The sequence below is a fragment of the Profundibacter sp. genome (assembly GCF_056498605.1).
Genome location: NZ_JBSMEZ010000145.1, coordinates 1 through 24,286, shown reverse-complemented (window position 1 = coordinate 24,286; position 24,286 = coordinate 1). Strand labels below are relative to the sequence as shown.

Here is a 24,286-nt window from a genome sequence, read left to right as displayed (position 1 = left end):
AACGTGCCATTGCTCTGCTCCAGTTCTGGGCCATCTGGCCCGGTTGCCTTAGTGGTCCTCCTAGACACCTCGTTGCTCGGGTGTCCTTGGAAAAGAGGAGATCACGTCACTGTGCGGATTCGTAGGGGAGAATGGGGCAAGAATATGGCGGGCTTGTGGATGAATCGCATCACCCCACAATATGTTGTATGTTGCGGGGTGATTGTAAAATTAGAGCGATTAATTTCAGCGGGTTGTGGGATTTATGCCGCAACCAGTTCGGCCAGACCGTATGCGCCCTCTTTGGCGGCAATCGGGGCGGCATCCGTCACCTCGCGCAGCCGGTTGGCAAAGGCCAGACGCCAATCAACGTCATCGGCCCCCAGCAATTCGGCCACGGCCACATCACGGGTCCATGCGTCGCACGAGGTTAGATAAACCGTGTCGCCATCTGTGACGTCTTTGGCGGCGATCACTATAGGGGTTGCTGAATTTGTCATCGGGATTCTCCTAGTGAATGCTATTACTTGTCAGCTATAATAGAATATTATCCCGACACCTAGCTAGGTGAGCGGATGAATAAGGGCATATACCATGTGTCTACAGTCAGAACTGGAACGCACGTTCCAAATGATAAAGGAAAAGAGAATGGTGGCTCGAATAGACGGGTTGGACCGGAAAATCCTTGCACAGCTGCAACAGGATGCATCGCTGTCGCTGGACGAAATAGCCCGCAAAGTCGGCTCCTCCAAGACGCCGGTCTGGAACAGGATTCGCAAGTTGAAAGCCGCAGGCGTGATCGGGCGCCAAACGGTTCTGCTGGACCCGCAGGCGTTGGGGCTTGAGGCGTGCTTTTTCGTGCTGGTGCGCACTTCCGAACATGATGCGGATTGGCAGGCACGGTTTTTGACCACATTGCAGGCGCGTGCGGAAGTGATGGAGGCACACCGGTTGGCGGGGGATATTGATTATATCCTGAAGGTGCGGGTGAAGAACGCCAAGGCGTATGATACGTTTTATCAGGCGCTGATTGCCGAGGTGAAAATTTTTAACGTCACGGCGCTGTTGTCGATGGAGGAGATCAAATCGACGACGGTATTGCCCGTAGATGTAGAAGAGTAGGTATTTATGGCAAGAAGAAGGGGTGAGCGGCCCGCTGCCCTTTGTAAGGGAAGTCGAAAATGCCAGAGGGGGTTTCTGGCTCCGACGGTAGGGATCGAACCTACGACCAATTGATTAACAGTCAACTGCTCTACCGCTGAGCTACGTCGGAACACGAGGGCGGATATAGCAACCGATAATCGCCCCGTCCAGAGGCATTTGCACTTAAAGGCGGATAAATTCGGCATCCGGGGAAAGTGGTGTTTGGGTTTTAACCAATCCGCGGCCCAATAGATCAATCAGGTGGGCTAGAACATTGCGTCCCGCCGCAGGCATCAAGGCGGCAGGCGTGTCGATATAAACCGCGCGGGTCAAGGTGGAAACCGTAACGGGGGTATCGGCCATTGCCGCCAGTATTTGGGATTCGCGGGTTTTGCGATGATCAATGAGCCAGTTGATCCGCTCGCGCGGGTTGGTGACGGGGGCACCGTGACCAGCGTGATAGATACGGTCCTTGCGCGATGCCAAATGGGTGCAAGAGGCCATGAACTGGGTCAGATCACCGTCGGGCGGTGACACCAGCGAACTGGCCCAACCCATCACATGGTCGCCGGTAAACAGCACATCCTGCCATGCGAAACACAGATGGTTCCCCATATGGCCCGGTGTCCAGAGCGCTTGCAGACTCCAGTCCGACCCATCCACCACCTCGCCATCCTTCAGGCATTGATCGGGTGCGAATGCTACATCAATGCCTTCGCCGCCCCCCGTCATACCGCGCGCCACCTGATCGGTCATCACATCGCTACGGCCAGCAACGCTGTCACCATAGGCCAGCACGGGAGCAGCAGTGGCCTCGGCCAAGGGGCGGGCCAATGGTGAATGGTCAACATGGCTGTGGGTGACGAGGATCGCCTCGATCACTTCGCCACGGGTGGCGGCCATGATCGCGTCAAAATGGGCGGGCAGATCGGGGCCTGGATCAATCACCGCCACGCGGCCTTTGCCGACAATATAGGTATTGGTGCCGCGCCACGTCATTGGCGACGGGTTTGGCGCTAGGATGCGGCGCAATCCGTCACCTAGACCCTCGACAACACCTGCCACAGGATTGAAATCTTTGTCCATCGTCAGAATCACGCTTTCCCTTGTGGCCTTGCGCCGTTACGTTTCCCATTATGACCTTTAAGTGGCTCAAACGCTATATGCCTCGCAGTCTTTATGGCCGCGCCGCCCTGATTCTGATTGTGCCGATTGTCACGATCCAGCTGGTGGTATCCATCGTGTTTATCCAGCGGTTTTACGAGGATGTAACCCGCCAAATGACCCGCAATGTGGTGTTGGAACTGTCCTATCTACTGCGCCAGATCGAGGATGCACCGGATGTGGCCACGGCGGCCACAATGATCGCCCCGTTGCAGGAACCGTTGGCGATGATGATGACATTGCCGGCAAAGACCCAAGCACAAGAGCGGCAGGCGTTTATCGACCTGTCCGGTCAGGCAATGAGTGAAACCCTGCGCGGCGGGGTGAATGGTATCCGCGCGATTGATCTGGTGACGAACAATGACGTGGTGCATTTGTGGGTCAAAACCAAATTTGGCGATATGGAGGTGGAGTTCTCGCGCTTGCGCGTATCTGCCCGAAATCCGCACCAATTGCTGGTGCTGATGCTGGCGACAGGTATTCTAATGACGATTATCGCCATTTTGTTCTTGCGTAACCAGTTACGCCCGATCAAGCGGTTGGCTGCGGCGTCTGAGTCCTTTGGCAAAGGCCGGGTGGTGGCCTATTCACCCTCTGGTGCGACCGAGGTGCGGGCTGCGGGGGCGGCATTTTTGGCAATGCGCGCCCGTATTGATCGCCAGATAGAACAGCGCACCATAATGCTGTCGGGGGTCAGCCATGATTTGCGCACACCCCTGACGCGCCTGAAACTGGGGCTGTCGATGATGGACGAGGGCGAGGATGTCGCTGCGTTGCTACGTGATGTGGCAGATATGGAAGGGTTGCTGGACGGGTTTCTGGCTTTCGCCCGTGGGGATGCGGGGGAAGAACAGCAAAGTACTGATCCAGTTGCACTGGTGCAACAGGCGGTGGCCAACGCGCATCGGGCGGGTAAACAGGTGGAAATGGCCATTGTATCGGGCAACGGCGAGGTGATGATGCGCCCCAAAGCGGTGTTGCGGGCGGTCGAGAACCTGATAGGCAACGCGGTGCGCTATGGCCGTCACGCCAAGGTGTCGGTGGCTTTGACCGAGCGCACTTTGGTGATCAGCGTCGAGGATGACGGGCCCGGCATCGCTGCGCAGGATCGGGAGGAGGCGCTAAAGCCGTTCTCGCGGCTAGAGCCTGCCCGCAACCAGAATAAGGGGTCCGGCGTCGGGCTGGGTCTGTCGATTGCCATTGATATTGCGCGGGCGCATGGTGGCTCATTACGGTTGGGCGAGAGCGAGAATATGGGCGGGTTGCAGGTGGATCTGGTGCTGTCGCGCTAGAGCCTGTTTTCGTTAAACTGAATTCACCTGCCGGGTTGAACGCGTTGCGCTATGCGAACGCTGCCTCGCCTCGGCAGATGAAGGCTTGTGTGAAACGTCAGGAATATCTGACTTTTCCGTCACGACATTGGGTCAAACGTAAAACTGGCCAATGTCTAGTTTGAGCCCTTTGTGTCAAATTGAGGTTTTCTATAATAAGAGAAACAAAACCCAAGTTGAAAGAGAGTTACGATGCCCCAACCTTACCACGGTGGCTGTGAATGCGGCGCTGTTCGATACATCCTTTCCGGTGAACCTATTATCACCTACGCATGTCATTGCACTATCTGCCAATCACAATCAGGCAGTGCATTTGGGTTGGCCATGCGCATCCATGCCGAAGACTTCAAAATTTCCAAAGGCGGATTGAAAAGCTTTACGAGGCAAGCTGATAGTGGACAAATTTTTACGAATTCTTTTTGCTCGGACTGCGGCACAAGAATTCACCATCACGCCAGCAAGGCGACTGGCCATCTTAGCCTCAAACCGGGAACGCTGGACGATACGCGTTGGGTGAAACCCACGCATCATGTCTTTGCCCGAAGCGCGCAGCCATGGTTCATCTTTCCAGAAGACGCCCAAGTTTTCGACACGGTGCCTTCGGACCGATCATGGCTTTCTGGCACGAGGTGATTGTCGCTAAGTCCGCACAGCCGACATTGGGTCAAACTTGCTTGGCGTTTGGATCGGTTATGCGTGGCAGAAACCTGTTGTCAGATTCAGGAAATGTCCAGATGTGGGACACATTGCTCGACGTTCCACGGCTTGAATCCAATCAAACGCAACTCGCGCTGATCAAACCTACAGGATAACGCCCCGCGCCTGCACCTCGAACGCCGGAAAGATGCTGCCAAGGTCCGGCGCGCCCATATGTTTGGCCATCACTTCGCCCAGCACATGCCGGTAATCGGTGGTGATCGCCAGATCTGCCCCGTTATCCAGCGTTTCATTGGCCAGACCCGGCCAGTCGCCCAGCATTTGGCCCCCTGCAACAGTGCCGCCCAGAACCATCATCGCATTGCCATAGCCATGATCGGTGCCCCCCGATGTGTTTGACCGCAAGCGGCGGCCAAATTCGCTCATCACCACCACGCAGGTATGATCGCGGGCGTTGCCCAGATCACGCCAAAACGCCATCAGGGCGCGAGACAGGGTGCCGGTTTGATTGGCAAAACCACCCGCCTGATCCATATGTGTGTCCCAGCCGCCAAAATCGACGGTGGCCACCCGCAATCCCAGATCAAGCTTGATCGCTTGGGCCACGGTTTTCAGCGGATCGGTTAGATTGTTGCTTTCGGGGTAATCCATGTCGGTCCGGTAGGGGCCAAATTCGCCGGTGGCGGGGTCAATCAGCCGTGTTTCCAACGTTTGCGACAGGGTGATCAGCCGCTCGACAGGCGCACCCAGCAGGGCATGGCAGCCAAACCCCGCGCGCAGGCGTTTGCGCAGCAACGGCGACAAATCATGTCCGGCAGCGATGATCAGCTGTTCCATTTCCTCGGCCACGGCAACATCTGCCGACCCACGGGTGCTTTCGGGGGCGGATGTTCCGACGGCCAGCGCCGGCAATTCACCTGCAAGCTGTGCAGTGTTCAACCAACGGCCCAGCCAGCCACCGGCGGCGGCGCCTTTGGCGGCGCGTTCCATTCGGTCTTCGGCATCAAAATGGCTGCGGGTTCCATCAGTGAGGCCCGAAGCGTGGATCACGGCCAGCTCTTTGGCCTCGAACAGTTCGGATAATTCACTTGCCTCAGGGTGAAACCGGAAATCGACATCGGCGGCCTGATGCGACAATAGATGCCCCGCATCATCGCCTTTGCGCCCAACCCGCAACGATGGCGGGCGGGCCGCGATGTAATCCGCATCACCCGAGGGTGAAATCAGGTTCAGGCCATCCGCGCCGCCACGCAGGAACAAAACAACAAGGATCGGGTCTTTGGCCATCTGCTGTGTCTCCTAGCGAAACATGAATTTCGGGGTCAGGGCGAGGGTGGCAATCATGCCGCCGCTGATCCATTCCAGATCTTCACCCTCGTCCCATAACGGTTCATCAGGGTCTGCGTCGAAGGCGGCGATTACGGGCAAAAGGCTGCCTGCATCCGCGCCAAAGCGGTCCTCCCAATAGCTAGCGAGGTCGCCGAACGTTTCGCTGCCATCGGGGGCTTTTCGCAACGCCCCGTTCTCGGCCTCGAACCATTCGGTGTGACATTCAAGCGCTAGTTTCACCATGCCGTTGATCGTGGCCGTGTTGGCCCAATCAATGCTGTGGTCGGAATGGCCGGTGGGCGGGTTCACCTGATGCTGGCTCCAACCGGCCTGTTTAAGCATCCAGTAAAATGCGTCCGAGCGCGGCGAAACTTCGGTATCCGCAGTTCGATAGATCGCACATAGAAATTCAAACGGGCGGCACAGTTTTTGCGCTGGCGTTGCGGCGAATTCATCGTGATAAATGATCGCCCGCAGGGTTTGTGCGATTTGATCAGGAGCATTGCGGTTTTGATGGAAAACGCCTGCCACAAGGTTATGATAGGCGTCGCTCGGGGTTTCGATTCCCAACCGGCGCAGCATTTTTCCTGTGACAAACCGTGCGGTTGCCGGATGGGCCGCCAGCATATCCAGCACTCGTTCGCCATCTTGCATCGGGGCGCTGTTGGCGCTGAATTCCTGACCTAGAATGCGTTTCTGGTAGGGATCGTGCCAGCCCTCGACATAGGTGAAACGGCCAGTTTTCGGCGCGAATGTACCCTCGCCAATCTCGCGCCCATCACCAATGGACCACCCCGTCAGGGCGCGGGCCACCTCGTAGACATCCTGATCAATATATCCGGTTGCGGCCCCCTCAAGCCCACCCGGAACGGCCTTCCAGTCATCGTATAAGTCGTTGAAATAGTTGTCTTGTCCCAATGTGTGCAGTTCCAGCAGTTCGCGGGCATAGTTTTCATTGGCAGGGCTGGCTTGGGATGTGTCGTTGTTCAGGTAGGTCAACATCGAGGGCGCACGCGCCACTTCGCCCAACAAGGTGCGGAAGTTGCCGAACGCATTGTCCCGCATAACCTTGTCGTAAGTAGGGAAAAAGATCGCGGTGCTTTCGTTTTTCATTGCGTTGACGCTGAAATGGTCGTGCCAGAACTGGGTCATGACCTCGCGCAATTGCGCGGGCGCATGCACCCCGCGCACCAGACTTGCCGCGATCACTTCGGCGGCGGGGCGCTCGCGCTCGGTAAATGCAATTGGCGCATCAAAGTCCAGCAGGTGCAGCAATTCGGCGGGGTCGGCATCTAGATATTGCAACCCACGGTGTTCCGATAATGCATTCCACGGTTTGTCATCCTCGGAGCGACCCGCCTCGTATTCGATCAACAAGCGCATCGTATTCAGCCGCGCCGTCAGCGCGTCGTCCTCGGACGGTAATGATAGCTGGCGCTCGACCCATTCCCGCACGCCTATTTCCGCCATCTCGGCGCGGGCGGCGGGGCTGGCCCCGAATGTCAGCCGCCCAAGGTATAAATCGTCAGGTGTGGCGGTGGTTGCCCCTGCCGATCTGACATGGCCGATCGAGGCTATGGCAACAGCGGCAAGGGTTTTGTTGAAACTGCGACGTGTAAGCATGACGACCCTTTGGTTCTGTTTCCAAAGGGTAGCCATGTGGACTGGCGAGGGCAATTGGGATATGGGGAAAGTGGCGAAAATCTGCCATTTACCAGTCCCTTAGACCTGATTTTGATCAATCAGGGATTGGCCCATTTCACGGATCGCGTCCTCGGCGCTGATCAGCGCGCGGCCCAGCAGAGGCTGAACCAGCGATCTGTCCAATTGGTGTTTGCGCCCCAAATTCATCGCCGCCGTTTTCACATCGCCATCAAACATCGCAATCAGGCGCACCAACAGGTTTGGCAAACGCCGCGTCGGGATTTTTCTGGCGTAGGCGGGAAAACTGGCGGCAAGGGTTTTGGCCATCTCCTGCATCGAAATCGAGGCACCAGCGCTGAACACGCGGTGGCCGAACACGGCGGTATCATGTATGGCAAGGATATGCAGTTCTGCCGCATCGCGCACATCGACGATTGAAAAATAGATATCTGGCGTGCCGGGAAAATCGCCCTGCATCATCCGCTGGATAATCGCACCCGATGTGCCGATATCACTTTCCAGCAATGGACCAAGGATAAAGCCGGGGTTGATCACCGTCAGGTCATCGCGCCGACCTGCGGCCTCCATAATCCTCCACGCTTCTTGCTCGGCCAATGTTTTGGACAGGATGTAGGGGGTGACATCCTTGCCGCCGGTTACGGTCCAGTCGGATTCGCCGTAAGGGGGGGTGCGCTCCTTTGGGTAACCGTGGCAGGCCGCAACCATCGACGAGGTCAGCACGATGCGTTTGACGTCTGAACGCAAGGCGGCCTTCAGGGCGCGGCGGGTGCCGTCAATTGCGGGCCGCAATGCGGACGGTTACGGCCTACGGGTTCAAGCGCACCTCGATGGAGGATATTGCGCAAGAGGCAGGCGTATCGCGACCCGCGATTTACCAGCTGTTTCGCAATAAGGATGATGTGTTCCTGTCCTGTCTGGATGTGGTGGTCGCGGATGCTTTTGGTGAGGCCGAGGCCGCGATTGACGGCGTGTCCAGCACCAAAGCGCAAGTCACCGCCTATTTAACGGCCTATATCGGATATTATCATAACCTGCTGGTGGCGGGACCACACGGTCAGGAATTGCTGGATTTGAACAATCGGCTGGGGCGCAGAAATCAAAGGATGCGCAGGCGCGGTTTGTTGGCGAGTTGAACCGGTTGATGGGACAGGGTGTCGATGCCGAAGCGGGGCATATCCTGACGCTTGCCGCCTCGGGGATCAAATTTCAGACGCCAGATGCCACCACGTTAAAGGCGCGGCTGGCTGTTCTGGTGGACAGGTTCGTGGATTAGAAATATTGCGTTGGATGGTAGGCCCGGCAGGACTCGAACCTGCGACCAAAGCGTTATGAGCGCTCTGCTCTAACCAACTGAGCTACAGGCCCGCCTAAATGGTTGAGTAAGCAAAGCAGCGCCTATGGTCAAGCGGATCAAACGTGGTGCTTTACAATAAATGCAGAACGTCATTTTCTTAGGGCAATAATAGCAATAGGCCCATGATGGACGTTTTTACGCGTAAATTGGTTGTTCGGTACACTATCGTATTTGTTGTGGTCACTATATTGACCGGTGTAGTGAGTTATTTTTGCGAAAATATACGTCTGTCAGTACTAGTGGCGGACTAGGCATTGTGCCGCTCCTTGTGGCATCCTTGGAATCCGGGCAATTTTACTACCGAGAAAAATCCATCCTGCCACCAAGACCATATGTCTGGAAAATGGCCGCGATATTTACTGCAATTTCATTTTTTTATCGCTTATTCAAGCCGCGATAATTCTGCCTGCAGGCCTGTTTAGTACGAGCGATATCAGCATGATGTTGGGTTTTGCCTTTGGGGTTGCTGTAATTTACCTTGTGGCTGCATGGTTTTTTTGGATTTGGAGCCAAGAACATGAAGAAGGCGCAGTCGCGCTGAGCCATAGACAGCAGCCCACAGGCTTGATACCCCGCCCATATACGGATTCTATGCGATGGGGTGCTGCCAGATGACTTCGGGAAAAAACGGTTTAACCTATGCCGACGCCGGTGTGGATATTGATGCGGGCAATGCGCTGGTGGAGCGGATAAAGCCCGCCGCCAAACGCACCACGCGCCCGGGTGTAATGTCGGGGTTGGGTGGATTCGGGGCGCTGTTTGACCTGAAAGGGGCAGGGTATGTGGACCCTGTGCTGGTGGCCGCTACGGATGGGGTTGGCACCAAACTGCGCATCGCGATTGATACCGGTATCGTTGATACCATCGGCATTGATCTGGTGGCGATGTGTGTGAATGATTTAATCTGTCAGGGGGCTGAACCCTTGTTTTTCCTGGATTATTTTGCCACAGGTAAGCTGGAGCTGGATCAGGCTGCACAGATTATCGAGGGTATTGCCAAGGGCTGCGAATTATCCGGCTGCGCTCTGATTGGTGGCGAAACTGCCGAAATGCCCGGCATGTATTCGGACGGCGATTTTGATCTGGCGGGGTTCGCTGTCGGCGCGATGGAGCGCGGCGCAACATTGCCCGATGGTGTGGCGGTGGGCGACGTTTTACTGGGATTGGCCAGCGACGGGGTGCATTCCAATGGCTATTCTCTGGTGCGCAAGGTGGTCGAAGTTTCCGGCCTTGGCTGGGATGCTGACTGCCCGTTTGGCAGCGGTTCTTTAGGCAAAGCACTACTTGCCCCCACGCGCCTATACGTGAAATCGACACTAGCGGCGATACGGGGCGGCGGCGTGCATGCCTTGGCGCATATCACCGGCGGCGGGTTGACCGAAAACATCCCGCGGGTTCTACCCGATGGCATGGGCGTTGCAATTGACCTGAATGCATGGGAATTACCACCTGTTTTCAAATGGATAGCCGATGTGTCGAAGATGTCAGAACCAGAGCTGTTGAAGACATTCAACGCCGGATTGGGTATGGTGCTGGTGGTGTCGGCGGATCAGGCGGACGACATTGCAGCACTGTTAACGGCCGAGGGCGAAATGGTTTCAAAGATCGGCCATGTAACACCAAGCAGCGGCGCTTCCTACACAGGATCTCTTTTGTGACCAAACGGGTTGCCATACTGATTTCGGGTGGCGGCTCTAACATGGTGGCGCTGGTGCGCTCGATGACGGGCGATCATCCGGCCCGCGCAGTTTTGGTGCTGGCCAATCGTGCGAATGCGGGTGGGTTGGCGAAAGCTGCCGACATGGGGATTGCCACAGCGGTGGTCGACCATCGCGCCTTTGGTACGGACCGCGCTGCGTTCGAGGCAGAGGTGAGCAAGGTGCTTGAGGCATACAGCCCCGACATCATCTGTCTGGCTGGGTTCATGCGGGTGTTGTCGGCGGGTTTCGTCAATCACTGGCAGGGCCGGATGCTAAATATCCACCCGTCTTTATTGCCTAAATACAAGGGGTTAAACACCCATTCCCGCGCGATTGAGGCAGACGATGTTGCGGCCGGATGTTCCGTGCATCAGGTGACGGCCGAACTGGACGGTGGCCCGGTTTTGGGGCAGGCGCGGGTGGCTATATTGCCGGGTGACACCGCCGAAACACTGGCCGCGCGTATCCTGCCGTTGGAACATCGGCTTTACCCTGCGGTGTTGCGCAAATTTGCGGCGGGCGATGAAACCATAGTGAATTTGCCCTAAGGCTTTTCATTACGGCCGGAATTGCTTATGAAATGCCAACCCGTATATAATGAGCACAAAAACCCCTATGAAAACACTGACAACCACGCGCGAATTGGCAGATTTCTGCGAAATGGCCGCGGCACATCCGTATGTTACGATCGACACTGAGTTTTTGCGCGAGCGGACCTATTATTCCAAATTGTGCCTGATCCAGATGGCGGTTATGGGCAAGGACGAGGATTGCGCCGTTCTGGTTGACCCGCTGGTCGAGGGCCTGTCTCTGGAGCCGCTATACGACCTGTTTCGTGATGAGAATGTGGTTAAAGTGTTCCACGCTGCGCGCCAAGATTTGGAAATTTTCTTTATCGAGGGCAACGTGTTTCCAAAACCGTTGTTCGACACCCAGGCCGCCGCGATGGTCTGTGGATTTGGCGAGCAGGTGGGATACGAAACCTTGGTGCGCAAGATCGCCAAAGAGCCGCTGGATAAATCCTCGCGCTTTACTGACTGGTCGCGCCGCCCGCTGACGGATGCGCAGAAAACCTATGCGGTGGGGGACGTTACCCACCTGCGGGTGATTTATGAATTCCTATCTGATAAAATAGAAAAATCAAACCGAAGCAAATGGGTAGAAGAAGAACTTAAAGTACTCCTTAGCCCCGAAACCTACATAATCCAGCCTGAAAATGCCTGGAAGCGTCTAAAAACCCGCAGCAATTCTGGCCGGTTTTTGGCCATCGTTCGAGAGCTGGCTGCGTTCCGCGAGACCTATGCCCAAGGGCGCAATGTGCCGCGCAATCGGGTCTATAAGGACGAAGCAATGATGGAACTGGCCTCGACCAAACCGGCCAATATGCAGGACTTGGGCCGCTCGCGTCTGTTACAACGCGAGGCACGGCGCGGCGATATTGCCGATGGTATTTTGGCAGCGGTGGCTGTGGGCCTGCGGGTTGATCCCGAGGATTTCCCCAAACCGGACAGATCGCGTGAAAAATTGCAAGTTAACCCCGCGCTGGCCGATTTGCTGCGGGTGTTGCTAAAGGCCAAGGCCGAAGATGCGGGGGTTGCGGTGAAACTGATTGCAACATCGGCGGAACTGGATGCGATTGCGGCGGGGCAGAGGGACGGAAAATCCCTATCAGGTTGGCGCCATGAGGTGTTCGGCAAAGATGCGCTGCGCCTGTGCGATGGCAAAATCGCACTGACGGCAAAAGGGTCTGTGGTGAAGGTGGTTAACCTTTAGCGCCGCGATGTGCGCGCGTTACGGGCGCCTATCACACGGATTTGGCTGACACCGTTCAGTTTGAAGCTGGACACGAAATACCCAACCACCACTTCGCGCGATCTGGTTGTAGATTCGCGTTCAAAACCAATAGGTTCACTGATACGAAACTGATAGCTCAGCACTCCATTCACTGGCCGTTCGCCATTTTCAGGGATCAGTTCGGCATCCCAAAACCCTTGGGTCTGGGGCAAGCCAACCGCGTGGATAATCGCCCCGCCGCCGGTTTTTTCAATGTTTAACGACGTCACCTGATCGACCATGTCACGACTATCAATGATCGCATCGGGGTCCGGCAATACCACCAGTGTTTCTTCGGTGCTGCCGCGCTTGAACCAATTAAACGGATTAAACTTGCTGGCACAGCCCGTCAGGACCAATGCGCCTAGTAAAATTGCTGCAATAGGTGTTCTCATATCCGTCTGCCCTTATTCTTATGTCACAGAATTAGACCAAAGCGGCGCGTTTGAAAACCCGTGTTTGTGCGCTCTGGACCTTTTGTGTGTCGGCGACTATCTGGAGGGTGCATAAGTAGGAGCACGATATGGCGACCGAAGCCTTTGAAGACATCGCGGAAAACTTTGAATTTCTGGACGACTGGGAAGATCGCTATCGGTTTGTGATCGATCTGGGCAAGGCAATGACGCCGCTTGAGGATGCGTTCAAGGTGCCGACGACCAAGGTCGAGGGATGTTCGTCGCAAGTGTGGTTGGTGCCGCAGCTGGAGGGCGAGGGCGCTGATGCGATTTTCCGGTTTCGCGGGGATAGTGATGCAATGATTGTGCGCGGTCTGGTCGCGGTTCTGGCGGCGATGTTCAACGGGCTGACCGTGGCCGAGGTGCTAAAGGTGGACGCGGGCGGTGAACTGGCACGGCTGCAATTGAATGACCATCTATCGGCGCAGCGTTCAAACGGATTGCGGGCGATGGTGGAACGGATCCGAAAAATTGCGGGCGCGGCGGCGGGCAGCTAGGGTTTTGCAACGTCGACCAGCGTCGTTTCCAGATCGCCATAACCGGTAAAACGGCGTTCGTATTCCAGACCCAGACGGGCCGCACAGTCACGGGCCTTAACGTCCAGTTCGGGCACATTGGTTTGCGCCTGATACACCAGCTTCTCGTAATTGCCGAAATACATGTCGCGCAGGTCGGGGTGCCGGTCCAACCCAAGCGGTTTCCAGACGAAGGCATCGAACTGGCGCACCATAAAATCGGTCAGGTAAAAGGCGGCTATTTCATCTTCCGAGGAGGCCGCGAATGCTTCGTTTCCTTCAAAAAACGAATAGCAATGCGGCCCTTCGACCATTTTCACCCCTAGTTTATTGCACATATCCAACAATAGTCCGCCGGTGCCGCAATCGGCATAGACCACGAAAATATCGTCATAATCCGCGCGATGTTTTAGCACGGCCGCCTCGACAGCGGCAGGGATGCGATCTGGGTAAAGATGCAGGTTGGCGGGCAGGCAAGTCAGAGTCAGATGTGACCAGTTGTTTAGTTTGATCAGGGTCAGAATTTCGTGGGCCAATGCCCCACAGGCCAGCAATAAAACACGCCCCTTACCCCCAGTGGGGGCAAGGCCGATGTCTGTTAAATCTTGATCGTCCGGTTTCATGCTGGTGCCTTTTGGGCAGGTCAGCCTGCCATCTGGTTGTGTTTGCGTGCCATATATTCCTTGGCGGTTTCAACTGCCACCGCCGCGTCACGACAATAGGCGTCGGCGCCAATCGCCTTGCCGAATTCTTCGTTCAGCGGCGCGCCGCCGACCAGCACGATATAATCATCACGCATGCCTTTTTCGATCAGCGTGTCGATCACGACTTTCATATAGGGCATCGTGGTGGTCAGCAGGGCGGACATGCCCAGAATGTCGGCCTCTTCGCGCTGGAGCGCTTCGATATAATCTTCGACCGGGTTGTTGATGCCCAGGTCAATCACCTCGAAACCGGCACCTTCCATCATCATTGAAACAAGGTTCTTGCCAATGTCGTGGATGTCGCCCTTAACGGTGCCAATTACCATTTTGCCCATGCGCGGCGCACCCGAAGCAATCAACAAAGGCTTCAGGATGGCCATGCCACCCTTCATCGCGTTGGCAGCCAGCAGCACTTCGGGCACAAATAGGATGCCATCGCGGAAGTCATGGCCAACGATGGTCATACCCGCAACCAGCGCTTCGGTCAGAACGCGGTAGGGTTCCCACTTGCGTCCCAGCAGGATGTTCACGCCTTCCTCGATTTCTTCTTTCATGCCGTCATACAGATCATCGTGCATTTGCAGCACAAGTTCTTCGTCGGACAGTTCGGATAGGATGATATCTTCTTCTTCGGCCATGGTTTTGTTCCCTGACTGGCGCAAATATGCGGCGTTTCTTTCGATCACATTGACTTTTTGTCGCAGGCCAGTGTTGGCCGGTTGCGACATTGGCGCATCTGACACCGACTAAATTGGCGGCTAACCCCCGCTGCGGCGGCGATTTTTGCGTGGGGCGGGGGTGGCGTCATCGGTGCCGTCCGAGGCAGAGGAAAATCCGCCAAGGGCGGCCGTGATCGCCTCGAGCGAAGGGCGCGTCCCTTGGGCATGCCCCTCAAGCGCGGCGCGCATCGCCACCAAATGTTCGGGCGTTGTGCCGCAACAGCCGCCGATTATTTTTGCGCCGCAATCACGGGCCAAAACAGCGTATTGGCCCATCAGTTCGGGGGTGCCGTCATAATGGATGTGGCCGTCGTGGAATTTAGGGATGCCGGCGTTGCCCTTGGCGATGATTGGAATTTCCGAGCCTTGGGCGGCAAAGCCAAGGATGGTGCGCAACAGGTCGGATGCGCCAACGCCGCAGTTCGCACCATATGCCAGCGGCGGGTTCTTTAGTTTTTCAACCATGCTGACCATCGCGGCCGATGTCACGCCCATCATAGTGCGTCCGGCGGTATCGAAACTCATCGTGCCACACCACGGCATGTCGGCCAGCGCAAAGGCCTCGGCGGCGGCGGCATATTCTTCGGGGGCTGAAATGGTTTCGCACCACAGCACATCGGCGCCGCCTTCTTTCAAGCCTTCGGCCTGTTCATGGAAGATTTCGACGGCCAATTCGTGGGTCAACTCGCCCAGCGGGGCCATAATTTCGCCCGTTGGCCCAACTGATCCGGCAACCACCACGGGGCGGCCGGCTGCATCGGCAACCTCGCGGCCCAGTTCGGCCGATATGCGCGACAATTCGCGGGCGCGTTTTTCAGCACCATGCAGTTTTAGGCGCGACGCGTTACCGCCAAAGCTGTTGGTCAAAAACAGATCACTGCCCGCATCGACAGACCCGCGATAAAGGGTGCGGATTTTGTCGGGCTCGGTCACATTCCACAATTCTGGTGCATCGCCGGACATCAGCCCCATGTTGAATAAAATGGTTCCCGTGGCGCCATCGGCAAGGATCCAGTCGCGTGTTGCCAGCATATTGGAAAGGGCATCGGTCATGGTCAGGTCTCTCAAAGAATTGTAAGGGTCGCCCGTGCAATGCCACGGGGGCAGCGCGGGTGCAAACCTATATTTGTCATAATGATCTTGAACGGGGTGATGAAGCTGTGCTGATGAGGCCTGATTTGCCGGTGATCGCGCGCGCAATATCAAATGCGGCAAGGCTGAGCGCCAACATATTGGGGGCGGCTATATACAGGGTTTGCCAGTTCGGTGCGAAGCTGGATTTGAACTGGCGTAACCCGATACCATCGTTGGTGAATGCGACGCATTTACGCAAGAATTTATTGTGGTGTTCAAACGGGACGGCAGCGAGCGACAGGCGGGGCACCCCCAGATCGGCGGCGTCCTGCAGCGCGTGGGCAACCAGCATATGCATGATGCCGTCCGGTGCATCGCCTGTTTGGCGCATCAGGTCCAACGTCCATTCTGACTGGCAGGTGTTGAAGGTGATGAACCCTTGTAACCGGTCCTTTTGAAATGCCAGATAACACTGCTGCGTCTGGACGTAATCTGGGCTGAACACCCCCATCGAAAACCCGCGCTCATAACCAGCACGCGCCACCCATCCCTCCGAGATAGCCGCCATGTCTTGCAGGGGCAATGTGTTGGGCGCAGTGGTGGTCAGACCGGCAGATTTGGCCTTGCGTAATTTGCGCCGCAATTGGCGGTGCTGCGATGTGTCGGTGTTAAAATTGTGCGGATGTATCCACGCTTCGCGGGCGACGGGGATGACAGTGTATCCCGCGCGCCGTGCACCTGCCGCAAATCGGGGGGAACATTTGTAATGGCAGGGCACACGCGCATGGTTGCGGGCGGCGGATGCCAGAATGGTCCGTGCCGCTGCGTTGGTGTTACCTACAAGTGGGTCGCGCACAGACACCAAGGACTGACCGGTTTGGGACGCCACCATTTTTGCGGCGCTACCCTGTTGGGATAACAGCATTTTATTTCCCTGCCGCAACAGGTTCGCTTCGGCTAACATGGCCGTATTTACCAGCTTATTTAGCGCAGTGTTAAGGCGCGGCGCACTAACAGGAAGGCATAAGTCGGGGGCCTGCGTCGCCGAGACCGTCATGCTGCGCGCCAGAATGCCAAGCCCCAGAATAGCGGGCAGCGCATAATAGACAGCGCGAAATCCCAGCACCGCACCCAGCACCGGTTCAGCCCCGACCTCTGGCAAAAGCGCGAGCAAGGTCACCTCGAACGGGCCAACGCCGCCCGGAGTGCCTGAAACCAATGCCGCGCCAAGAGCGAGCAAAAATGCAGGGTAAAGGCTGGAAAAGGGCAGGGCGACCACATCGGGCAACAGAATATAAAGTGCCCCTGCGGCGGCAATGGTATCCAAAGCGGCCAACCCGATGATCGTCAGGATTGCAGGTATGGTGGGCCAGTGGATTTGCCGCCTGAAGACTGTGAATTCGGGTGCCAAAATCGACAACATCATTAAAGCAGCCGCGGCGATAATGGGCATCAGTGCAAATAGCGGCGCACCCAGCATATTGGGGGAGAATATCATTAACGTGACGCCGGTCACCACGGCCCATCCTGCCAAAAAGGACACGGCTACCGCGCCCGATATTCGCATGGCCTGCCATAGCGTGGTGTCCGGTAAAATACGCCAGCGCACCAGTGCGCCGGTCAACACCCCCAGCCCCAGCGTTTGTGAGATGGCGATGCCGGCAATTCCGGCCCGATGCGCGGTTTTTTCGGCCATGCCTGTGCCAAGCAATCGATGGACCACTGCGTCATATCGCCCGACGGCCCAGAAACTGGCCGCGGTGGCAAACAGCGCCCCGACCCATTGCGCACCGGTCACGGCCCGAAACCCGCCCCAGATGGCAGGCAGATCCAGCGCTAACAAACGGTCCTGAAATAGCGCCACGAACCCCGCAGCCAACACCAGCATCACCCCGTGTCGCGGGGCGTACTTATAGAAATGCATGGCCAGAAGAGATGGTTTTGGCTTTGGCATTTTGCCCCCCGCAGTCAGATACCGTCAGAATAAGACAGGGGATAGCAGCGGGAAATTGCCGTGGGTTTAACAGCTCAAATTTTACCTACAAAAAAACGGGCGCTCCGTATGGAACGCCCGGGTAAATTATCATAAACAGCACCCCGTAAGGGGTTGAAACATCAGACTTCCGTCATCACTTGTTTTTTTGCAATCGACAGCAGTTCGATCATCTTTTCCCGAATGGCTTCGGGGGTGGATAGATCGCCCAGATCGCCTGCCACTTTGCGCACAACGTCCTCGTGACCGGCCTCTTCCATATCGGAAATCACCACTTCCTTGGCATAGGCTGCGGCCTCGTCGCCGGATTTACCCAGCCGCTCTGCCGCCCATAGGCCCAACAGCTTATGGCAACGCGCATTTACTCTGAACTGCACTTTTGCGTCATGGGCGTATTCGTTTTCAAATGCTTGCTCGCGGTCATTGAATGTGGTCATCTGGTCCTCGCTCGGATGGTGATATGTTCGCTACAGATATGCCCGCCCTTGGCGCGTATCGCAAGGGGGTAGGGGCAGTTTATCGCAGCCCTATACCCTATGCGGGATTGCGAGATTGACAGCCATGTCGTATAGGCGCGAGCAAGAGGCGCAATATTCTTGCGTCCAGCCAGATCGGAGACCCCATGGCGCGTGGCAAGATGATATACGAAGGCAAAGCGAAAATCCTCTATGAAGGGCCCGAGCCCGGCACATTGGTGCAATATTTCAAGGATGACGCCACCGCCTTTAACGCCGAGAAAAAAGACGTGATTGATGGCAAGGGCGCGCTGAACAACCGTTTGAGCGAGTATTTCATGAACGGGTTGATGCAGATCGGGGTGCCGACGCATTTCATCAAACGCCTGAACATGCGCGAACAGTTGATCCGGCAGGTTGAAATCATCCCGCTGGAAGTGATCGTGCGCAATACCGCTGCGGGTTCCATCAGCAAACGGTTGGGCATTGAGGAGGGCACGCAACTGCCGCGTCCGATTGTCGAATTTTCCTATAAGGACGATGCATTAGGTGATCCGTTGGTGCCCGAAGAATACATCATCGCCTTTGGTTGGGCCAGCCAGCAGGATCTGGACGATATCATCGCGCTGGCGCTGCGGGTCAATGATTTCCTATCAGGTGTGATGCTGGGTGTCGGCATCAAGCTGGTGGATTTCAAAATCGAGATTGGCCGCGTTTGGGAAGGCGATTTTCAACGCCTGATCATTGCCGACGAAATCAGCCCCGACAGTTGCCGTCTATGGGACATGGAAACCGGCGAGAAGCTGGACAAAGACGTGTTTCGCCGAGATCTGGGCAATCTGGCTGATGCCTATACCGAAGTGGCGCGCCGGTTGGGGGTTCTGCCCACCAATGGGCCACAACCGAGCAAACCAACGCTTGTTAACTAGGGGGATTAGCGGATGAAAGCGCGTGTGACTGTAATGCTAAAGAACGGGGTTCTGGACCCGCAAGGCAAGGCGGTGCATCACGCGCTGACCACACTGGGGTTTGACGGTGTCGATGCGGTGCGTCAGGGCAAGGTGATCGAACTGGACCTGACCGGAACCGACGTGGCCAAGGCCGAGAAAACCGTGGGCGAGATGTGCGAGAAGCTGCTGGCCAACACGGTGATCGAATCCTACAGCATCGAGATTTTGTGATGAAGGTCGGGGTTGTCGTTTTTCCGGGGTCCAATTGCGACCGTGATCTTGCTGTGGCGTTTAGGGCAGCAGGGGCCGATGTAACGTTGGTCTGGCACAAGGACACGTCCTTGCCATCAGGTCTGGATATGATCGGGATTCCGGGCGGGTTTTCCTTTGGCGATTATCTGCGCTGCGGCGCAATCGCGGCGCAATCGCCAATTTGCCACGCGGTCGTGGATCACGCCAAGGCGGGCGGCTACGTGCTTGGCGTTTGCAACGGGTTCCAGATATTGACCGAAACCGGTCTTTTGCCCGGGGCCTTGCAACGCAATGCCAATCTGAAATTTACCTGTAAAACCATACCGTTAATCGTCAAAAATACCAATAGTGCCTATACATCCGGTTATACGCAAGGCCAGAAAATCATGATCCCTATCGCCAATCACGATGGCAATTACACCGCTGATGCCGATACGGTTTCACGCTTGCAAGGTCAGGGCCGCGTGGCCTTTACCTACGGCGACAATCCGAACGGCTCTGTTGGGGACATCGCCGGCATTCTTAGCGAAAACCACCGTGTTCTGGGGATGATGCCACACCCCGAACGGGCTGCAGACGCCGCACATGGCGGCACCGATGGACAGGCGCTTTTCCGCGCGGTCGCCGGGGCTATGCAGGCCGCGTGACGTCAGGCGCTTGAGGGATGCGCCGTTCGCGCGTAAACTGTGGCAATGAGCAGGGATAATACAACATCAGACGCGGACCAGGCACGCACGGGAAATTCCTGGCGGGTGCGGATTATTGTCGTGTTGTTGATCGGGGTCGCGGTGGGCGTGGTGTGGTTTACCAATGCGCTGCTGACCGAACGGTTTACCCAAGCCACTCGCAACCGTGCGCAGGTGCGCATGACGCTCTATTCCGGCAACTTGATCAGTGAATTGCAACGCGCCTCGATCGTGCCGCAACTGCTGGCCCGCGATCCGGCGTTGATCGGGGCGCTAAACTCCAATGATCATGCGCAATCCTCCAGCCGCTTGATTTCGTATATCGATGAAATTGGTGCCGCCTCTTTGCTGTTGCTGGACAAATCAGGGCGCGCGGTTGCGGCCTCTGATCGCAACCAGATTGGATCGAACCACCGGTCAGACCCATATTTTGTCAACGCAATCCGCGCCAGTGAGTCCGTGTTTACAGCGCATAAGGGTGACAACGGCGCAATATCGTTTTCCTACGCCCGCAAAATGGAATTTGGCGGCAAAACCATCGGCGTGATCGTTGTCGAGGTTGATCTTAGGCAGTTTGAAGGGAGTTGGGCCGGTATTTCGGACGCGGTTTTTGTTGCTGATAGTGAAGGCACGATTATCCTGTCGACCGAACCCAGCTGGCGTGGTTTGACTTGGGAGGCTGCGCGGGTTGTTCGCTCGCCCCCTTCGGCGATTGAAAGAGCGATCCAGGCCACAACTGATTGGGTTTCTCTCACGACCTCTTCCAGTTTGCTGGGGGCAGGGGTGATGCGCCAAGAAACACGAATACCGTTCCAAGGCTGGAAGATGACCACATTCACCACATTTACCTCGGTGCGCCAACGGGTCAATGGGGTGTTGGCGCTGGAAATCATGGGCTTTGCCATCCTGCTGGCACTGACGTTTTATTTCCTGTCCCGCAAGGCGCAGATCAGGTCGGTATTTTTCCAACAGGAATCGGCAGAACTCCGCCAGCTAAACATCCGATTGCAGCGGGAAGTCGCCGAGCGCGAAAAGGCGCAAAAAGAGCTGGAAGTCGCGGAGCTGACGCTGGCGCAAAGCTCGAAACTGGCTGCGTTGGGCGAAATGTCAGCCGCCGTTTCGCACGAGTTGAACCAGCCATTGGCGGCAATGAAAACCTACCTTGCGGGGGCGCGTCTGTTGCTGCGCCGCAAGCGGCCTGAAGAGGCGATATCATCCTTCCACAGGATTGATGATCTGATCGAACGTATGGGGTCAATCACCAAGCAGTTGAAAAGCTATGCCCGCAAGGCAGGCGATACGTTTGCGCCTGTGGACATGAGGGACGCGGTCAATTCGGCCCTGTCGATGATGGAGCCCCAGTTAAAGCAACGCCATGTGGAAATCACCAAAACCCTGCCGCGCGAACCGGTGCTGGTGCTGGGGGACAGGGTGCGGATAGAACAGGTGATTATCAACCTGTTCAGGAACGCACTGGATGCAACCAAAACCGTGACTGATCCGCAGGTGGAAATCCTGCTGGCCGCAGGCGATACCGCCACCTTTACGGTGCGCGACAATGGCACAGGGGTTGAGGATCTGGACAGCCTGTTCGAGCCGTTTTACACTACAAAACAGCCTGGCGACGGGGTTGGCTTGGGGCTTGCCATTTCGTCTGGCATCGTCAACGATTTGGGCGGACGGCTGACCGCAAGGAATGCCGCCGTGGGCGGAGCTGTATTTGAAGTGCAGTTGCCTATATTGATAGAAGAAACAAAAGCAGCCGAGTGAGGCACATATAATGGCACAGGCAATGAAAATCGCGATCGTGGATGACGAGCAGGATATGCGTCAATCGATCAGTCAATGGTTGGCCCTGTCGGGGTTTGACACCGAAACCTTCGCCTCGGCCGAGGATGCGCTGAAATCTCTGGGCAATGATTACCCCGGTGTGGTGGTCAGCGATATTAAAATGCCCGGCATGGATGGGATGCAGCTTTTGAAGCGGTTGATGAGCGTAGATTCAGCGCTGCCGGTGATTCTGATCACTGGCCACGGCGATGTGCCAATGGCGGTCGAGGCAATGCGCGTCGGCGCCTATGATTTTCTGGAAAAGCCGTTCAACCCCGACAAAATGACCGAACTGGCCAAAAAAGCGACGCAAAGCCGCCGCCTGACGCTGGACAACCGCGCCTTGCGCCGTGAATTGGGGGATGGCACGGCGGTGATGAAGAAACTGATCGGGTCCTCGCCGGTGATGGAGCGTTTGCGCGAAGATATCCTCGATCTGGGGCAGGCCGATGGCCATGTGCTGATTGACGGCGAAACCGGCACCGGTAAAACGCTGGTGGCGCATGCGCTTCATGCGGTCGGGGCGCGGGCGGGCAAGAAATTCTCGCTGATATCCTGCGCCGCCTATGAGGAAGAGGATCTGGGGCGGCGTTTGTTTGGCCCGATCCTTGATGATGGCCCGCAGCCTCTGGTCGAGGCGGCCCGTGGTGGCACGCTGGTGCTTGAGGACATTGATGCGCTTTCCGACAGCCTGCAAGCCCGCCTGCTGACCTATATCAATGAACAAGGCAGCCCCGCCGAAACCCGCATTGTGGCGATCAGCAACCTGCAAGCCGAGGAAAAAACCGTCGAGGATGTGCTGCGGCCTGACCTCTATTACCGTCTTGCGGCGATGAAAATAACCCTGCCGCCGCTGCGCCAGCGCGGCGAGGACATCCTGACCCTGTTCGCCCGCCTGTCCGAGCAATTTGCCGAGGAATATGGCTGTGACGCACCCGAGGTGGCGGCCCAAGAGGCGGCGCAACTGTTGCAAGCACCGTGGCCTGGTAATATCCGCCAGCTGATCAACGTGTCTGAGCGCGCGGTGCTGCAAAACCGGCGCGGGTCGGGCACCATCGCCAGCCTTCTGATGGCCGATGACGAGGAAGCGCAGCCGGTGATGACCACCGAGGGCAAGCCGCTAAAAGAATACGTCGAGGCGTTCGAGAGGATGTTGATCGACAACACCATGCGCCGCCACAAGGGCAGCATCGTTAACGTAATGGACGAGTTATGCCTGCCGCGCCGCACCCTGAATGAAAAAATGGCGAAATACGGTCTGACGCGGTCGGATTATCTGTAACATCCTATTTTCGTTCTACAAATATCCGCGCCGCAGGCATAAAAACATCTATGCCTGCGGCGCAGGTATTTAAGAAAAGAAGAGGGGGAAGGGGCCATTCCCTCATTTTCCCCATTGTAATTCATACCCCATCCCCCTTATGTTCACCCTAAGGTAGCCTGCGCAACAGCCGCAGAGTTGCCGATACAAGTTTCGCTGTTTATGAGGCCACGCAGAAAAATCACCTGCATCCGAATGAACAGACCGATTGGGTCGAAAGACCGGAAATTTGCCCAAAATGCCTTATTTGGCAGGGTTTAATATTATGAGCGCGATCTGCGCTCGGAGATAGAAACGCGATGAGACGCGATAGAGTATCAGAAACTGCTACAGGGGCCGCAATGGCCGACCTGCGCATATCTGACGCGTCCATTTTCGCCCTTACAAGACACCCCCTGCAATCCAGTGCCCCTCCGGGGGCGCGACAATTGCCGCGGTGCAAAGAGAAAACATGGCTAAAAAGATGCTTATCGACGCTACCCACGCAGAGGAAACTCGCGTTGTGGTGGTTGATGGAACCAAGGTTGAGGAATTTGACTTTGAATCCGAAAATAAACGCCAGCTAGCTGGCAACATATATCTGGCAAAAGTAACGCGGGTCGAGCCGTCGCTGCAGGCGGCGTTCATTGACTATGGCGGAAACCGTCACGGGTTTTTGGCGTTTTCCGAAATCCACCCCGATTATTACCAGATTCCTGTCGCCGACCGCGAGGCGCTGATAGAAGAAGAGCGCGCCTATGCCGAGGCAATGGCCAAGGAAGACGAAAAACCCAAACCCAAACGCCGCCGCCGTTCACGCGCAAAACCAAAGGCTGAAGTAGCCAAATCGGACGATGCTGTCGAGACCAAAGAAGTCGAGACCAATGGTGTTTCCGGTATGGATGTGGTCGATCTGGATGCGGATGCGGTCGAGGGATCCTCGCCGATGGAGCTGGTTGCCGAGACGCCTGTCGACACCCCCGAGGCTGGTGATGACGAGGCCAAGGTGGAAGCACCCGATGCGGATGATGATGCCGATGATGGTGATGCACCGCTGGAAGCGACGGAAAAGGACGACCAGATTGAATCGGTTGCCGATGATGACGCCCCCGAAGATATCCGACCTGCACGTAAACCCCGCCCACGCCGTTATAAAATTCAGGAAGTGGTGAAAGTTCGCCAAATCCTGTTGGTGCAA

At 56.5% G+C, this 24,286-nt stretch carries 25 protein-coding genes, 2 tRNA genes and 1 pseudogene; 15 read left to right on the top strand and 13 right to left on the bottom strand.

The genetic code is table 11. The annotated features are described in order from the left end of the window. Positions 1-242: 242 nt before the first annotated feature. The gene (locus ACWB12_RS14385; RefSeq protein WP_479530779.1) at positions 243-479 is read right to left on the bottom strand and encodes a DUF2849 domain-containing protein; all 237 of its coding nucleotides are present in this window, start codon (positions 477-479) and stop codon (positions 243-245) included. Positions 480-627: 148 nt separating this feature from the next. On the opposite strand from ACWB12_RS14385, the gene ACWB12_RS14380 reads away from it, so the two are divergent. Next, on the top strand, positions 628-1,101 hold the full coding sequence (locus ACWB12_RS14380; protein WP_479530778.1) for an Lrp/AsnC family transcriptional regulator: 474 nt from the start codon (positions 628-630) through the stop codon (positions 1,099-1,101). A gap of 76 nt (positions 1,102-1,177) precedes the next feature. Here ACWB12_RS14380 and ACWB12_RS14375 read toward each other — a convergent pair. Beyond that, a tRNA-Asn gene (locus tag ACWB12_RS14375) sits at positions 1,178-1,252 on the bottom strand. A 53-nt stretch (positions 1,253-1,305) separates the two neighbouring features. Then, positions 1,306-2,214, bottom strand: coding sequence for an MBL fold metallo-hydrolase (locus ACWB12_RS14370; RefSeq protein WP_479530781.1), 909 nt, complete (start codon positions 2,212-2,214; stop codon positions 1,306-1,308). A 44-nt stretch (positions 2,215-2,258) separates the two neighbouring features. On the opposite strand from ACWB12_RS14370, the gene ACWB12_RS14365 reads away from it, so the two are divergent. Beyond that, positions 2,259-3,578 (top strand): ATP-binding protein, encoded by a 1,320-nt coding sequence (locus ACWB12_RS14365; protein ID WP_479530777.1) that lies wholly within the window; start codon positions 2,259-2,261, stop codon positions 3,576-3,578. A gap of 231 nt (positions 3,579-3,809) precedes the next feature. Continuing rightward, positions 3,810-4,250: a GFA family protein gene (locus tag ACWB12_RS14360; RefSeq protein WP_479530776.1), complete on the top strand. Its 441-nt coding sequence runs from the start codon at positions 3,810-3,812 to the stop codon at positions 4,248-4,250. Between the two features lie 168 nt (positions 4,251-4,418). Here ACWB12_RS14360 and ACWB12_RS14355 read toward each other — a convergent pair whose 3' ends face one another. The 3 genes from ACWB12_RS14355 to ACWB12_RS14345 all read right to left on the bottom strand — a co-directional run bounded on the left by ACWB12_RS14355 (position 4,419) and on the right by ACWB12_RS14345 (position 8,057). Beyond that, positions 4,419-5,561, bottom strand: coding sequence for a DUF1501 domain-containing protein (locus ACWB12_RS14355; protein WP_479530775.1), 1,143 nt, complete (start codon positions 5,559-5,561; stop codon positions 4,419-4,421). Between the two features lie 12 nt (positions 5,562-5,573). Continuing rightward, on the bottom strand, positions 5,574-7,226 hold the full coding sequence (locus ACWB12_RS14350; RefSeq protein ID WP_479530774.1) for a DUF1800 domain-containing protein: 1,653 nt from the start codon (positions 7,224-7,226) through the stop codon (positions 5,574-5,576). A 99-nt stretch (positions 7,227-7,325) separates the two neighbouring features. Continuing rightward, complete coding sequence (locus ACWB12_RS14345) at positions 7,326-8,057, bottom strand: NAD-dependent epimerase/dehydratase family protein (protein WP_479530773.1); 732 nt, start codon at positions 8,055-8,057, stop codon at positions 7,326-7,328. Between ACWB12_RS14345 and ACWB12_RS14340 the strand changes: the two genes are divergently transcribed. Next, on the top strand, positions 8,057-8,401 hold the full coding sequence (locus ACWB12_RS14340) for a TetR/AcrR family transcriptional regulator (RefSeq protein WP_479530772.1): 345 nt from the start codon (positions 8,057-8,059) through the stop codon (positions 8,399-8,401). The two genes, ACWB12_RS14345 and ACWB12_RS14340, sit on opposite strands and share 1 nt — an antisense overlap. Positions 8,402-8,409: 8 nt before the next feature. After that, on the top strand, positions 8,410-8,541 hold the full coding sequence (locus ACWB12_RS14335) for a hypothetical protein (RefSeq protein ID WP_479530771.1): 132 nt from the start codon (positions 8,410-8,412) through the stop codon (positions 8,539-8,541). Positions 8,542-8,556: 15 nt separating this feature from the next. Here ACWB12_RS14335 and ACWB12_RS14330 read toward each other — a convergent pair. Next, positions 8,557-8,633 (bottom strand) — tRNA-Ile (locus ACWB12_RS14330). 600 nt (positions 8,634-9,233) lie between these two features. Here ACWB12_RS14330 and purM point away from each other — a divergent pair. The 3 genes from purM (at position 9,234) to rnd (ending at position 12,095) form a co-directional block, all read left to right on the top strand. Then, complete coding sequence (purM, locus tag ACWB12_RS14325; RefSeq protein WP_479530770.1) at positions 9,234-10,280, top strand: phosphoribosylformylglycinamidine cyclo-ligase; 1,047 nt, start codon at positions 9,234-9,236, stop codon at positions 10,278-10,280. Further along, complete coding sequence (gene purN, locus ACWB12_RS14320) at positions 10,277-10,870, top strand: phosphoribosylglycinamide formyltransferase (protein WP_479530769.1); 594 nt, start codon at positions 10,277-10,279, stop codon at positions 10,868-10,870. Before purM ends, purN begins: the two co-directional genes overlap by 4 nt. A gap of 67 nt (positions 10,871-10,937) precedes the next feature. Beyond that, positions 10,938-12,095, top strand: a complete 1,158-nt coding sequence (gene rnd / locus ACWB12_RS14315; protein ID WP_479530768.1) for a ribonuclease D — start codon at positions 10,938-10,940, stop codon at positions 12,093-12,095. Here the strand turns inward: rnd and ACWB12_RS14310 are convergent. After that, positions 12,092-12,550 (bottom strand): hypothetical protein, encoded by a 459-nt coding sequence (locus ACWB12_RS14310; RefSeq protein WP_479530767.1) that lies wholly within the window; start codon positions 12,548-12,550, stop codon positions 12,092-12,094. The two genes, rnd and ACWB12_RS14310, sit on opposite strands and share 4 nt — an antisense overlap. A 128-nt stretch (positions 12,551-12,678) precedes the next feature. Between ACWB12_RS14310 and ACWB12_RS14305 the strand changes: the two genes are divergently transcribed. Next, on the top strand, positions 12,679-13,107 hold the full coding sequence (locus ACWB12_RS14305) for a SufE family protein (RefSeq protein ID WP_479530766.1): 429 nt from the start codon (positions 12,679-12,681) through the stop codon (positions 13,105-13,107). Here ACWB12_RS14305 and ACWB12_RS14300 read toward each other — a convergent pair. From ACWB12_RS14300 to ACWB12_RS14280, 5 genes are all read right to left on the bottom strand, one after another. Next, a complete protein-coding gene (locus ACWB12_RS14300; protein WP_479530765.1) occupies positions 13,104-13,748 on the bottom strand; it encodes a DUF1638 domain-containing protein in 645 nt (214 codons plus the stop codon). The two genes, ACWB12_RS14305 and ACWB12_RS14300, sit on opposite strands and share 4 nt — an antisense overlap. Positions 13,749-13,768: 20 nt before the next feature. Then, positions 13,769-14,467 carry a corrinoid protein gene (locus tag ACWB12_RS14295; RefSeq protein ID WP_479530780.1) on the bottom strand — a complete coding sequence of 233 codons (699 nt, stop codon included), beginning with the start codon at positions 14,465-14,467 and terminating at the stop codon, positions 13,769-13,771. A gap of 120 nt (positions 14,468-14,587) precedes the next feature. Next, the gene (gene bmt / locus ACWB12_RS14290; RefSeq protein ID WP_479530764.1) at positions 14,588-15,601 is read right to left on the bottom strand and encodes a betaine--homocysteine S-methyltransferase; all 1,014 of its coding nucleotides are present in this window, start codon (positions 15,599-15,601) and stop codon (positions 14,588-14,590) included. 76 nt (positions 15,602-15,677) lie between these two features. Further along, a complete protein-coding gene (locus ACWB12_RS14285) occupies positions 15,678-17,576 on the bottom strand; it encodes a phosphatidylglycerol lysyltransferase domain-containing protein (RefSeq protein WP_479530763.1) in 1,899 nt (632 codons plus the stop codon). A 161-nt stretch (positions 17,577-17,737) separates the two neighbouring features. Then, positions 17,738-18,052: a DUF1476 domain-containing protein gene (locus tag ACWB12_RS14280; RefSeq protein WP_479530762.1), complete on the bottom strand. Its 315-nt coding sequence runs from the start codon at positions 18,050-18,052 to the stop codon at positions 17,738-17,740. Positions 18,053-18,237: 185 nt separating this feature from the next. Between ACWB12_RS14280 and purC the strand changes: the two genes are divergently transcribed. From purC to ACWB12_RS14250, 6 genes and pseudogenes are all read left to right on the top strand, one after another. Continuing rightward, positions 18,238-18,999, top strand: coding sequence for a phosphoribosylaminoimidazolesuccinocarboxamide synthase (gene purC, locus ACWB12_RS14275; RefSeq protein ID WP_479530761.1), 762 nt, complete (start codon positions 18,238-18,240; stop codon positions 18,997-18,999). Positions 19,000-19,011: 12 nt separating this feature from the next. Beyond that, on the top strand, positions 19,012-19,251 hold the full coding sequence (purS, locus tag ACWB12_RS14270; protein ID WP_479530760.1) for a phosphoribosylformylglycinamidine synthase subunit PurS: 240 nt from the start codon (positions 19,012-19,014) through the stop codon (positions 19,249-19,251). Further along, entirely contained in the window at positions 19,251-19,919 is a 669-nt protein-coding gene (gene purQ, locus ACWB12_RS14265; protein WP_479530759.1) for a phosphoribosylformylglycinamidine synthase subunit PurQ, read from the top strand. Before purS ends, purQ begins: the two co-directional genes overlap by 1 nt. Positions 19,920-19,964: 45 nt before the next feature. Continuing rightward, positions 19,965-21,728 carry a sensor histidine kinase gene (locus tag ACWB12_RS14260; protein ID WP_479530758.1) on the top strand — a complete coding sequence of 588 codons (1,764 nt, stop codon included), beginning with the start codon at positions 19,965-19,967 and terminating at the stop codon, positions 21,726-21,728. Between the two features lie 10 nt (positions 21,729-21,738). Next, on the top strand, positions 21,739-23,070 hold the full coding sequence (locus tag ACWB12_RS14255) for a sigma-54-dependent transcriptional regulator (RefSeq protein ID WP_479530757.1): 1,332 nt from the start codon (positions 21,739-21,741) through the stop codon (positions 23,068-23,070). 490 nt (positions 23,071-23,560) lie between these two features. After that, a pseudogene (locus ACWB12_RS14250) lies at positions 23,561-24,286 on the top strand (ribonuclease E/G); the annotation flags it as partial.